We start from the raw sequence: 12,737 nt of genomic DNA, 5'->3' as shown, positions 1-12,737 counted from the left end.
AGTCCAGCCCCCACCTCGACCTGTTAGAGGGGTGCCCCGCTCGACCTAAAGCGTTAACAGGGGGCCCTTCCTTACACCTGCCAGGTGTGGACGGGGGTGTTGGTGCGTTGCAGTTCCACGTAGCGCTGCACCATGTGCTGCAGGGCGGCCGGTCGGTCCAGGCCCCGTTGCCGCTCGGCCGCCCGGACCGTCTCGGTCTGCCAGACCGCCCCGTTGCGGCCGGTCCGGCAGCGCTGCTCGATGATGCCGAGCAGGCGGTCCCGCTCCGCCGGGTCGACGCCGAAGCGGTCCAGACCGGTCGCGGCCTTCGGCAGCAGTACGTCGAGCACGAGCTTGGTGACCGGCACCTCGCCGAGGCGGGGCCAGTGCAGGCTCGCGTCCATGCCGCGGCGGGCGGCGGCGTGGAAGTTCTCCTCGGCGGCGCTGAAGGTGAGCTGGCTCCAGATCGGCCGGTCGGCTTCGGCCAGTCCCCGGGCCAGCCCGAAGTAGAAGGCGGCGTTGGCGAGCATGTCCACCACCGTCGGCCCGGCGGGGAGTACCCGGTTCTCCACCCGTAGGTGCGGCCGGCCGTCGGTGACGTCGTAGACCGGGCGGTTCCAGCGGTAGACGGTGCCGTTGTGCAGGCGCAGCTCGGCCAGCTCGGGCACCCCGCCGGCGTGCAGCACCTCGACCGGGTCCTCGTCCTCGCAGATCGGTAGCAGCGGCGGGAAGTACCTGACGTTCTCCTCGAAGAGGTCGAAGATCGAGGTGATCCAGCGCTCGCCGAACCACACCCGGGGGCGTACCCCCTGGGCCTTGAGTTCGTCCGGGCGGGTGTCGGTGGCCTGCTGGAACAGGGCGATCCGGGTCTCCGCCCAGAGCTGCCGGCCGTACAGGAAGGGGCTGTTGGCACCGACCGCGACCTGGACTCCCGCGATGGCCTGGGAGGCGTTCCAGTAGTCGGCGAAGCTGTCCGGTGCCACCTGGAGGTGGAACTGCAGGCTGGTGCAGGCCGCTTCCGGTGCGATCGAGTCGGTGTGGGTCTGGAGCCGCTCCACCCCCTGGATGTCCAGCTCGATGTCCTCGCCCCGGGCCCCCACGATCTGGTCGTTCAGCACCCGGTAGCGCTCGTTGGCGGAGAGGTTGTCGGCCACCAGGTGCTGCTCGGTGAGGGTGGGCAGGATGCCGACCAGGACGATCCGGGCGTCCGAGTCGGCGGCCCGCTCGTCGGCCCGGGTGAGGCTGCCGCGCAGGTCCTTCTCGTAGTCGGCGAAGCCGTTGCCTTCGATCAGCCGGGGCAGGGCGTTCAGCTCCAGGTTGAACCGCCCCAGCTCGGTCTGGAAGAGCGGGTCGGCGATGTCGGCCAGGATCTTGTCGTTGCGCATCGCCGGCTCGGCTGCCGGGTCGGCCAGGTTCAGCTCGATCTCCAGACCGGTCATCGGCCGGTCGGCGTCGAAGCCGAAGTCGTCCAGCATCAGCGCGAAGACGTCCAGGCACCGCCGGACCTTCTGCCGGTAGCGGACCCGATCGTCTCGGGAGTAGTCGCTCTGCTCGACGTCCTTGCCCATGCTGGCCTCCCGGCGCGTGGCGCGATCGGAACGCGTCGTCCCGGAAGCGCGGTGTGAACCACCCACGTTAGGAGCGCGTACCCGTCTCGGCCAGCGTCGGCCCGCCAAGCACGACCCGGACGGCCCTGACCGGGCGGCGGCGCTCCCGGCGGCATCTCTACCCCGCCGGAGGGGCCGGCCACCACCGGCGGGGGGAAATGAGGCGTGCCACACGACCCGCCGGACCGACACCCCCGGGTACGCCCCGAGAAGACCTGCCGGTGGTACGGCGCCGGGCCCGACACCGTCGTCGACGGCGCGGGCCCGGTGGCGGGTCGTGGCGGGGATCAGGCCTGGCGGATGCCTTCGCCCTCGATCTCGATCTTGATCTTCTTGCCCACCAGCACGCCGCCGGTCTCCAGGGCGACGTTCCAGGTGAGGCCGAAGTCCTCCCGGTCGATCTCGGTGCTCGCGGTGAAGCCGAAGATGTCCTGGCCGAACGGGCTGCGGCCGACGCCCTCGAACTCGACCTCCAGGTCGACCGGGCGGGTGACGCCGCGAATGGTCAGCTCACCGGAGAGCACGAACTCGTTGCCGCTCTGGGACTTCACCCCGGTGCTGCGGAACTCCAGCGTGGGGTGGTTCTCCGCGTCGAGGAACTCGGGGCTGCGCAGGTGCTCGTCCCGGTCGTCCTGGGCGGTGGTGATGCTGGCGGCCTGGATGGTCGCGGTGACCGAGGAGGCCAGCGGGTCCTCGGCGACGGTGATGGTGGCGGTCGCCTCGGTGAACTCGCCCCGCACCTTGCTCACCATCATGTGCCGGGCGACGAACCCGACCCGCTTGTGGGCGGCGTCCAGGGCGTAGGTGCCCGGGGTGGGGATGGTGAGACCGTTCCATTCCCGGGTGACCTCGGGGTTGGCGTTGACAGTCATGGCACAGCTCCTGGCGGGTTGTATGGAGTGGTTCGAAGTTTGCCTGAGCAACTATAGCCAAAGCAATATTCCCCGTGTCAAGCACTGGTATGCTGGCCAGGTGGACCAGAACGTGTTCGACGACCCCCGGATCACCGCCGTCGGCCTGCTCGTCGAGGCGCACGCCGGGCTGTCGGCCCGGTTCGCCGAGCAACTTGAGGAGCACGGCCTCTCCCCGGTCGAGTTCGAGGTGCTGACCCGCCTCGCCCGCTCACCCGGCAACCAGCTACGGATGACCGACCTGGCCGCCCAGACCTCACTCTCCACCAGCGGGGTCACCCGCGTGGTCGACCGGATGGAACGCGACGGCCTGCTCTGCCGCCGCGCCTGCCCCTCCGACCGGCGCAGCTCGTACGCGCGGGTCACTGAGGCCGGCCTGGACCGGCTGGACGCCACCCTCCCCGGCCACCTGCGGATCATCGAGCAGTGGTTCACCGGCCAACTCGACCCGGCGGCGCTGGCCGCCCTCCTCGACGGCCTGCGCCGGGTCCGCGACGCGGTGCATCCGGGCGCGACCGCGGGCAGCACCGACCCGGCCGACCACCGTCCGGGCGACGCCGGGTCCCACTGACCCCGGGCGGGCAACGTCCCGACCGCTTCACCGACGACGCGCAGCCCGACGACCACGCACTATCACGACCGGCGACGGCCAGAGCGCGCCACGACACCGGCAGAACGACCGGCAGAAGTGCCTTACACAGCCTTAATAACCCCACAAAAGGTACGTAGTGCCTTGATGGCGCTGACTAGTCTCCCTGTCAGCGGGGGCGCACCGGGGGGTGCCGGCGCGAGCGACGAGCGAGGGACAGTCAGGGGGCAAGTCGCTCGCGCCACCCTCCCTGCGGTCCCGGTCGGGTCACCCGGAGCGCGTAGAGCAGCCCCTCCTCCTGTGGCAACAACCGGATCCCGCTGTCCCGGCAGACCCGCTCCAACCGGTCCAGCACCACGGCGTCCCCGGTGCTCGCCGCCAGCCCCACCAGCGCCTCCACCACGTCCCGCCGGTCCTGACCGCCGGTGGCCGCCTCGGCCGCAGCGGCGAACCACTCCGTCGCCAGTTCACGGTCGCCCCGCAGCAGGGCCACGTTGCCCTCGATCAGCGCGCAGATGCCGTCCTCGGGCCGGATCGCCGTACCGGTCGACCGGTCGCCCCGCGTCGGGGAACCGGCCGCCGTGTCCACCCGGCCCCCTCCGGCGGAGCTGCGCAGTTCGGCCAGCACCTCGGCGGCCTCCGCCCAGCGGCCGTCCTGGGCCAGGGCCAACCCGACCGTGCCGAGCACCCGGCGTCGGTGACCGGGATCCCCCAGCTCGACCAGGGCCGCCGCGGTCCGTCGTCCCTGGTCCACCGCGTCGACGTACCGGCCCTCCAGCCGGGCCACCTCGGCCAGGTTGGCGCGGACGAGCAGGCGCAGCCGTTGCTCCGCGCACTGGGCGGCGAGTCGTTCCGCGGCGGCCAGTCGCCGTCGGGCCCCGACCAGGTCACCGAGGCGGATGTCGTGCCAGGTGAGGTTGTTCTGGGCCACCGCCGTGTCGCGTACCCGCCCGGTGCCGGTGGCCAGGGTGAGCACCGCCTCCGCCTGCTGCCGCGCCTCGTCGGGTGCGCCGGCGGCGATGAGCAGCGAGCTGAGCACGGCCCGTGCCGCCAGCTCCCCGTCGACGTCACCGGCCGCGGTGAAGGCCGCCAGGGCGGCGCGTGCACCCGGCAGCTCGGCGGCGCCCGCCCGGTGCTCGGCGGCGAGTCGGGCCACCCCCAGCGCCGCCCAGGCCCGCAGCACCGGATCGGCGTCGGCCGTACGGGGATCGGCCAGCAGCCGCCGCAACCACTGCCGGCCCTGGACGTCGCGGCCCCGGAACCGCCACCACCGGGTCAGGCTGGCGGCCAGCCGCAGGGCGGTGACCGGGTCGTCGACCGCCGCGTGCCCGAGCGCGGTGGCGATGTCGCTGCTCACCTCGTCCAACCGGCGTACGGCGGCGGCCAGGCCCGCGCCGGTCAGCTCCGGTGCGGTGCGGACCACCAGCCGGGTGACGATCTCGGCGTGCCGCCGCCGGACGGCGGTCGCCTCCCCGGCGCCGGTGGCCTGTTCGGCGGCGAACTCGCGTACCGCGTCGACCAGCCGGAACCGGAACGAGCCGTGGCTCGCCACGCTGAGCAGCCCCAGCTCGTGCAGCCGGTCCAGCATCGGCGCCCGGTCCACAGGTGTGCCGTCCGGGTCGGCGAGCAGTTCCTCGGCCAGCTCGACCGACCACCGGTCGCGGAACACGGAGAGTCGACGCAGCACGGTGCGCTCGTCCGGGGCGAGCAGTCGGTAACTGGTCGCCACCGCCTCGCGCAGGGTCACCGCCGCCGGTGGGAGACCGCCACGCGCCTCCGGCCAGGTGCGCTCCGGGGGGCGGGCCAGGTCCAGCACCCGGTCGCCGTACCGGTCGAGCAGTTCGTTGAGGTCGAGGATCCGGCCTCGGGCGGCCATCAGCTCGATGGCCAGCGGCAGCCCGCCCAGCCGCCGGACCAGCGCGGCCAACGCCGGCAGCTCGGCCGGCCGGGGCGGCTCCCGGCGTACCTGGGCGAGTCGGGTGGTGAAGAGCGCCGCCGCCGGGTACGCCGCCAACGCCGCCGGCCCGTCCGGGTCGAAGTCCGGCGGTGGTACGTCGAGCGGCGGAACCGGCCAGACGCGTTCCGCGGGCACCCCGACCGGATGCCGTCCGGTGACGATGATCCGCAGGTCGGGCAGAGTCACGCCGAGCCTGGTCAACGCGGCGGCCACCGGGTCCGGGGCCCGTTCCACCGCGTCGACGAGCAGCAGCGCCGGCCGGCCGGCGATCCGGGTGGCCAGCTCGGTGTCCCGGCTGACCCCGAAGGACGCCGCCACCGCCGCCAGTACGTCGCCGACGTCCGACCCCTCGCCCACCAGCACTCCGGCGACCCCGCCCGGGTGCTCGGCCGCGACGGTGTGCGCGACCCGCAGCGCCAGGGCCGTCTTGCCCACGCCGGCCAGCCCGACCAGGCTGACCACCGGGGGGTGCCGGTCACCGGTGACCAGTCGGGTCAGCTCGGCGACGTCCTGCTCGCGGCCGGTCAGCTCCACCGCGGCCGGCAGGGCGGTACGCGTACCGTCGAGGTCCTTCGTCATCGGGTCGGTGGGCGCGGCGGGGGCGGACCCGGTCCCGCGCGCCGCGGCGAGGAACGCCGTCCGGACGACCCCGGTGAGCCCCAGGGCACCGGCGATCAGCTCCACGGTGGTGCGCTGCGGACGCGCGGCACGACCCCGTTCCAGGTCCCGGATCGTCCGGACCCCGACCCCGGCCAGGGCGGCCAACTCGGCCTGGGTCAGCCCGGCGGAGCGGCGGTGCCCACGCAACAGATCCGGCAACGCGGCACGGCCGTCCGGGCGCCCTGATCGATCATGGACCGGAGTCATGGGGTGGAAGAGTACGGACCGGGTACGACCGACGGCAGTCGATCGTCGTACTACCGACGCAGGCGCGCCGATTCCCGACAGTGCCGCCGGCCGACCCGATTGCGGGCGCCGGCCGACGGCCGCTGGTGCGCCCGGATCACATGCCGAGATCGCGGGCGATGATCATCCGCTGCACCTCGGAGGTGCCCTCGCCGATCTCCAGGATCTTGGCGTCCCGCCAGAACCGTGCCACCGGGTACTCGTTCATGAAGCCGTAGCCGCCGTGCACCTGGGTGGCGTCCCGGGCGTTGTCCACCGCCACCGTGCTGGCGTGCAGCTTGGCGATCGCGGCCTGCCGCTTGAACCGCTGTCCGGCGAGCATCCGGGCGGCGGCGTCGTAGTAGGCCAGCCGGGCGGTGTGCGCCCGCAGCTCCATATCGGCGATCTTGAACTGGATCGCCTGGTAGTTGCCGATCGGCTGGCCGAAGGCCTCGCGCTGGCTGGCGTACCGGACGGACTCGTCGACGCAGCCCTGGGCCAGCCCCACGGCCAGCGCCGCGATGGCGATCCGCCCCTCGTCGAGGATCCGCAGGAACTGGGCGAAGCCGCGCCCCCGCTCACCGAGCAGGTTGGCCGCCGGCACCCGGCAGTCGTCGAAGGTCAGCTCGTGGGTGTCCGAGGCGGTCCAGCCGACCTTGGAGTAGCCCGGCGCGACGGTGAAGCCCGGGGTACCCGCGGGCACGATGATGGTGGACAGTTCCTTGCTGCCGTCCGGCCGGGTGCCGGTGACCGCGGTGACGGTGACCAGCGAGGTGATGTCGGTGCCCGAGTTGGTGATGAACGCCTTCGACCCGTTGATCACCCACTCGTCGGTGCGCTCGTCCAGCACCGCCCGGGTCTGGGTGCCGCCGGCGTCCGAGCCGAACCCGGGCTCGGTCAACCCGAACGCGGCCAGCGCCTCCCCGCTGAGCAGCTTCGGCAACCACCGCGCCCGCTGCTCGTCGGTGCCGAAGCGCCAGATCGGCATGGCACCGAGGGAGACCGCCGCCTCGAGGGTGATCGCCACGCTGGAGTCGACCCGGGCCAACTCCTCCAGGGCCAGGCAGAGCGCGAAGTAGTCGCCGCCCATGCCGCCGTGCTCCTCCGGGAAGGGCAGGCCGAACAGGCCCATCTTGCCCATCTGCCGGACGATCTCGTACGGGAAGGTGTGCTGCTCGTAGTGCTCGGCGATGACCGGCGCGACGACCTCGCGGGCGAATTCGCGCACGCTCTCCCGCAGCGCCTCCTGCTCCTGGCTGAGCCGGAAGTCCATGGTTCCTCCTGTGTGGCCGGGCCACCACCGACGCTCGTGACGCCGGTGACAGCGGATGGTGCCGGGTGTTCGCTCAGACCGGGGTGACGCCGTGCCGCCGCCGGGAGAACTGCCGGTCCTTGCCCCGGGCGGCGACGAACCGCCGGATCAGCTCGCCGCGCAGCTCGTGCGGCTCGACGATCGCGTCGATCACCAGCTCGCTGGCGAGGCGGACCAGGTCGATGTCGCGCTCGTACTCCTCGCGGCGGGCGGCGACGAACGCGGCCCGTTCGGTCTCGTCGGCGATCGCCGCGATCTTGTTGGCGTAGACCGCGTTGACCGCCGCCTCCGCCCCCATCACCGCGATCTTCGCGGTGGGCAGGGCGATCGTCGCGTCCGGCTCGAACCCGGGGCCGGCCATCGCGTACAACCCCGCCCCGTACGCCTTGCGGACCACCACGCAGATCTTGGGTACGGTCGCCTCGGAGATCGCGGTGATCATCTTGGCCCCGTGCCGGATGATGCCCTGCTTCTCCACCGCGCTGCCGACCATGAAACCGGGTACGTCGCTCAGGAAGAGCAGCGGCACGTTGAACGCGTCGCAGAGCTGCACGAACCGGGTCGCCTTGTCGGCCGAGTCGACGAAGAGCACGCCACCCTTGAACATCGAGTTGTTGCCGACCACCCCGACGACCTCGCCGTTCAGCCGGCCGAAGCCGATGGTCAGCTCCCTGGCCCAGAGCGCCTGGATCTCGAAGAAGTTGCCGTCGTCGAGCAGGCCCCTGACGTACCGGCGCATGTCGAACGCCTGCCGCTCGCTGGCCGGGACCAACGCGGCCAGGTCGGCCTTGGCGGGCGCGTCGACGGCGGGTGCCGTCGGCGGCTGCTGTTGCCAGTTCGCCGGCAGGTACGACAGATAGGTTTTCACCACGTCGAGCGCGTCGGCCTCGGTCTGGCAGAGGAAGTGCCCGACGCCGGACTCGGCGCAGTGCACCTTCGCCCCGCCCATCGCCTCCAGGGTGGTCTTCTCCCCGGTGACCATCTCGACCATCCGGTCCGAGCCGAGGTACATGCTGGCGTTGCCGTCCACCATGGCCACCACGTCGCAGAAGGCCGGAATGTACGCCCCACCGGCGGCGCTCGGGCCGAACAGCGCGCAGACCTGCGGGATCGCCCCCGAGGCGCGCACCTGGTTCCAGAATATCTTCCCCGCGCCGCGCCGGCCCGGGAAGAGGTCGACCTGGTCGGTGATCCGGGCACCGGCGGAGTCGACCAGGTAGACCATCGGCACGCCGGTCGCGTAGGCCCGCTCGATGATCCGGATGATCTTCTCGACCGTCCGTGCGCCCCAGCTACCGGCCTTGACCGTGGAGTCGTTGGCCATCAGGCAGACCTGCCGGCCGTCGATGGTGGCGGTGCCGGTGACCACCCCGTCGGCGGGCAACCCGTCGGCCGTGGCGTTGGCGTAGAGCCCGTCCTCGACGAAGGAGCCCTCGTCGACCAGGTACGCCACCCGCTCCCGGGCGAAGAGCTTGCCCTTGGCGGCGTTGGCCGCGTGGTATCTGTCCGCACCGCCCGCCCGGGCGCGCTTGCGCAGCTGCTCCAGTGCCTCACCGTCGAGCGTCACGCCGACTCCCTCGCCGCGTTGCCGGCCTCCGGGCCAGCCTGCCTGAACGATCGTTAGGCTAGCGCATCCGGTGGCATCCGGCACAGCTGCCGGCGTGCCCTCGGGAGCACCGGCCGCTGGTCAGGCCGACCTCGGCGTCAGCCGGTCCCGGGGGCCGGCCCGCAGCACCCCCGAGGGGAGCTGGCGACCGACCAGACGCTCGGCGAGCGCGGCGGCGTCGAGCAGCGCGGCCAGGTCAATGCCGGTGTCGATGCCCATGTCGTGCAGCATGTGCACCGCCTCCTCGGTGGCCAGGTTGCCACTGGCCCCCGGCGCGTACGGGCAACCGCCCAGGCCACCGACGCTGGCGTCGAACTCGGTCACCCCCAGCTCCAGCGCGGTCAGCAGGTTGGCCAACGCGGTACCCCGGGTGTTGTGGAAGTGCAGCAGCACCGGCACCTGCGCGTTGCGGTCGCGTACCGCGGTCAGCAGCTCGCGGACCCGGCGCGGGGTGCCCATGCCGGTGGTGTCGCCGAAGGCCACCCGGTCCGCGCCGTCGGCGACCACCCGGTCCACGATCGCGGCCACCCGCGCCGGATCGACATCCCCCTCGTACGGGCAGCCGAAGCTGGTCGCCACGATCACCTCGGCGGTCGCCCCGGCGGAGTGCAGCAGGTCGATCAGCGCCGCGATGTCGTCCAGCGACTCATCGGTGGAACGGTTGACGTTGCGCCGGTTGTGCGTGTCGCTGGCCGAGACCACCACCTCGATCTCGGTGAACCCGGCGGCCAGCGCCCGCTGCGCACCCCGGGTGTTCGGCACCAGCGCCGAGTAGCGCACCCCGTCGACCTTCGCGGCCCGCCGCCACACCTCGTCCGCGTCCGCCATCTGCGGGATCGCCTTCGGATGCACGAACGACACCGCCTCGATCCGCCGCACGCCGGTGCCGGAGAGCGCGTCCAGCAGCCGTACCTTCGCCTCGGTCGGGATCGGATCCTCGTTCTGCAACCCGTCCCGCGGCCCGACCTCACGAATCACCACAGATTCCGGCATATCAGACATTCGCCACCTCACCACGGGAAAGGAAGGGCCCCTTGCTAACACTTACGGTAGAGCGGGGCACCCCTCTCACCACACCCGAGGCATCCGTCGCGCTCGCTGCCCAGGAGCCAGCGCGGCTCACCCCCGCTGCCGTGATCGACTCGGTTGTGGCGATGTGGCGGGGTCCAGGACGTCCGGATACCGCCACATCGGCCCAACCGAGTCGATCAACCCGCTCCAACCCGCCCAGGCGACCAACCCCGACCGGCCCGGCCAGCGCAGACCCGCCGATCGACCCCGGCCAGCCGAGCCGCACCGGCCAGCCGGGGAAGACGGAGCAGGGGGTGTCAGCGCATCCGGCCGACGATGCCGGTGTCGTAGTCGCCGGAGCGGAACTCGTCGTTCTCCAGTAGCTCGGCGAAGAACGGCAGGTTGCACTTGGGACCGGCCACCTCAAACCCGGCCACGGCGGCGCGGGCCCGCTCGATCGCCTCGTCGCGGGTGGGGGCGCTGACGATCAACTTGGCCATCAGGCTGTCGTAGAACGGGGTGACCGTGTTGCCGGCGACGTACCCGGAGTCGACCCGGACGCCCTCACCGGCCGGCTCGGTCCAGGTGGCGATCTTGCCGGGGCCGGGCAGGAACCGCTTCGGGTCCTCGGCGTTGATCCGCAGCTCGATGGCGTGCCCCCGGGGGGCGAGCGCGTCCGGGTCGAAGGTGGGCGCCAGCCCGGCGGCCACCCGCAGCTGCTCCTCGACCAGGTCGACGCCGTAGACCAGCTCGGTCACCGGGTGCTCGACCTGGAGCCGGGTGTTCATCTCCAGGAAGAAGAATTCGTTGGTTCCTGGAACCAGCAGGCACTCGACCGTACCCGCGTTGCGGTAGCCGACCGCCTCGCCGGCCCGGACGGCCGCGGCCAGGAACCGCTCCCGCAGTTCCGGCGAGACCGCCGGGGACGGGGACTCCTCGACCAGCTTCTGGTTGCGCCGCTGCACCGAGCACTCGCGCTCGCCGAGGGCCACCACCCGACCGTCGGCCAGGCCGAGGATCTGCACCTCGACGTGGCGTACCCGGGGGAAGTAACGCTCGATCAGCACCGAGCCGTCGCCGAACATCCGCTCGGCGAACGAGCGGATCTTGTCGTACTCGGTGCGCAGCGCGGCCTCGTCGGTGGCCACGCCCATGCCCATGCCGCCACCACCGGCGGCGGCCTTCACCATCACCGGGTAGCCGATCTCGGCGGCGGCGGTGACCGCTGCGTCGAGGTCGGCGGCCGGGTCGGTGGTGCCGGGGGCGACCGGCACCCCGGCGGCGGCCATCAGGTTCCGGGCGTTGATCTTGTCGCCCATCGCGGTGATCGCATCCGCGCCCGGTCCGACCCAGATCAGGCCGTTGGCCTCGACGGTACGGGCGAAGTCGGCGTTCTCCGACAGGAAGCCGTAGCCGGGGTGGATCGCCTGCGCGCCGGTGGACTTGGCGGCGGCGAGGATCGCGTCGGTGTTGCGGTAGCTCAACGCCGGGTTCGCCGGGCCAACGCAGACCGCCTCGTCGGCCTCGGCGACGAAGGGCAGCTCGGCGTCGGCCTCCGAGTGGACCGCGATCGTCCGGATGCCGAGCCGCCGCGCGGTACGGATGATCCGGCGGGCGATCTCGCCCCGGTTGGCGACCAGCAGCGACTCGATCATGTTTCCTCCAGCTTCCAGGGGGGGGTGGCGAACGCCAGTAGAGAACCATGATGACCCGCGGTCCAGCCAGACGGGACAGGAGCCTCCGGAACCAGGGTCACCGGCTCCGGGCGGATCCCGGCCGAGATGTGGGGGCGCCGTGCTGCACTGGCGACGGCTGCGAACGGGCGGGGTTTTTGTCCGGGTGGTACGGGTTGTTCGAGCCGAGTTGTGCCGGTGCCGGCCCGCGCAGGTGCTGCGCCCACGGGTTGTTCGATGTGGTCGACGAGGCCGAGGGCGGCTGGTAGGTTGCGCTCGCCGCCCTCGCCTGCTCGGCCTTCCCGGCCTGGAAGACCGGCGGCTCCCAGGCCACCCGGCGGGCTTCCGCCTGACGCTGGGCGGAAGCCCGCTCCCGGGCTTCCATCAGATAGGCCTCAAGCGGAGGCGCGATGCTTTTGAACTCGGTCGACAACCACTTGCCCGCGAGACGCTCCCGGCGCTCGTACTCCATCGCCTGCTGGTTGCTCGCCAGGACTTGCTGCACATAATCGCCGTACCGGAACGAGGGCGGGGACTTGAGCAGCTCTGTGATCTCCGGCCGTACCGCACCCTCGTGATTCAAAACAGACTCGGCCAGCCAGCCACCGTGATCCAGCCCACCGAGGTGTGTCGAGAATTGACTTTGGCGGTGCTGGTAATAATAGGCCGAGACTATGGACAGAGCACCCTTTTTGTGGAGCCTGTCAAGGCTGGCATCGGCCGATATCATGTCCTTGATTTTGGCGGCAACCGCCAGGCGAATTTCCACATCATTCTTCAATGACATCTCCACACCGGAGATCGGTGATTCATTCGCCGGCAAACCGTAAGGCACCAGGTTGCGAAAGGTCGGAGCAGGGACCGTGGCATCGGATCTCCCGTAGGGCGGCGGGTCGACCCGCTGCCAATCACGCTTCCAATCACGCGCGGAAGCGGACCTGCCCCTCAGCCGGCCCATCATCTGCTTGAGGCCGGGTACCAGCGCGCCGAGTCGCCCCGCCTCCGGCCGAAGGGCACGGTGCGTCTCATCGATGAACCGCTCGGCCTTCACCCAGTCACGGCTTTCACCGCTCCACCGTGGAGACCCGGCGGACCGCCATATGTCTCCTCTCAACACCCAGACCGCCAGCCGCTCGATATCGCTGTCGGAGATCCGATCGTCCACACGCCCTCCCGAGCACCAGCATCGTCGCCGACGGGTACAACG

General features: G+C 71.6%; 9 protein-coding genes. 1 reads left to right on the top strand and 8 read right to left on the bottom strand.

Annotation, left to right across the window (positions count from 1 at the left end; genetic code table 11):
• Window positions 1-71: 71 nt before the first annotated feature.
• Together GA0070617_RS01025 and GA0070617_RS01020 are read right to left on the bottom strand one after the other, a co-directional pair.
• Entirely contained in the window at window positions 72-1,547 is a 1,476-nt protein-coding gene (locus GA0070617_RS01025; RefSeq protein WP_091432680.1) for a glutamate-cysteine ligase family protein, read from the bottom strand.
• 326 nt (window positions 1,548-1,873) lie between these two features.
• Window positions 1,874-2,458, bottom strand: a complete 585-nt coding sequence (locus GA0070617_RS01020; protein WP_091432677.1) for a YceI family protein — start codon at window positions 2,456-2,458, stop codon at window positions 1,874-1,876.
• Between the two features lie 100 nt (window positions 2,459-2,558).
• Between GA0070617_RS01020 and GA0070617_RS01015 the strand changes: the two genes are divergently transcribed.
• On the top strand, window positions 2,559-3,068 hold the full coding sequence (locus GA0070617_RS01015; RefSeq protein WP_091432673.1) for a MarR family winged helix-turn-helix transcriptional regulator: 510 nt from the start codon (window positions 2,559-2,561) through the stop codon (window positions 3,066-3,068).
• A 238-nt stretch (window positions 3,069-3,306) separates the two neighbouring features.
• On the opposite strand, the gene GA0070617_RS01010 is transcribed toward GA0070617_RS01015, so the two are convergent.
• The 6 genes from GA0070617_RS01010 to GA0070617_RS00985 form a co-directional block, all read right to left on the bottom strand.
• On the bottom strand, window positions 3,307-5,910 hold the full coding sequence (locus tag GA0070617_RS01010) for an ATP-binding protein (RefSeq protein WP_091432670.1): 2,604 nt from the start codon (window positions 5,908-5,910) through the stop codon (window positions 3,307-3,309).
• 136 nt (window positions 5,911-6,046) lie between these two features.
• On the bottom strand, window positions 6,047-7,201 hold the full coding sequence (locus GA0070617_RS01005) for an acyl-CoA dehydrogenase family protein (protein WP_091432667.1): 1,155 nt from the start codon (window positions 7,199-7,201) through the stop codon (window positions 6,047-6,049).
• 73 nt (window positions 7,202-7,274) lie between these two features.
• Entirely contained in the window at window positions 7,275-8,807 is a 1,533-nt protein-coding gene (locus tag GA0070617_RS01000; RefSeq protein ID WP_091432664.1) for an acyl-CoA carboxylase subunit beta, read from the bottom strand.
• A 120-nt stretch (window positions 8,808-8,927) separates the two neighbouring features.
• Window positions 8,928-9,839, bottom strand: coding sequence for a hydroxymethylglutaryl-CoA lyase (locus GA0070617_RS00995; protein WP_175440399.1), 912 nt, complete (start codon window positions 9,837-9,839; stop codon window positions 8,928-8,930).
• Window positions 9,840-10,174: 335 nt separating this feature from the next.
• Window positions 10,175-11,512: an acetyl-CoA carboxylase biotin carboxylase subunit gene (locus GA0070617_RS00990; protein ID WP_091432656.1), complete on the bottom strand. Its 1,338-nt coding sequence runs from the start codon at window positions 11,510-11,512 to the stop codon at window positions 10,175-10,177.
• Between the two features lie 97 nt (window positions 11,513-11,609).
• Entirely contained in the window at window positions 11,610-12,695 is a 1,086-nt protein-coding gene (locus GA0070617_RS00985; protein WP_091432653.1) for a hypothetical protein, read from the bottom strand.
• Between the last annotated feature and the right edge of the window lie 42 nt (window positions 12,696-12,737).

Source organism: Micromonospora yangpuensis, assembly GCF_900091615.1.
Taxonomy (GTDB): Bacteria; Actinomycetota; Actinomycetes; order Mycobacteriales; family Micromonosporaceae; genus Micromonospora; species Micromonospora yangpuensis.
Note: the sequence above shows the minus strand (reverse complement) of the source record. Positions and strands in the feature narration are given on the sequence as shown.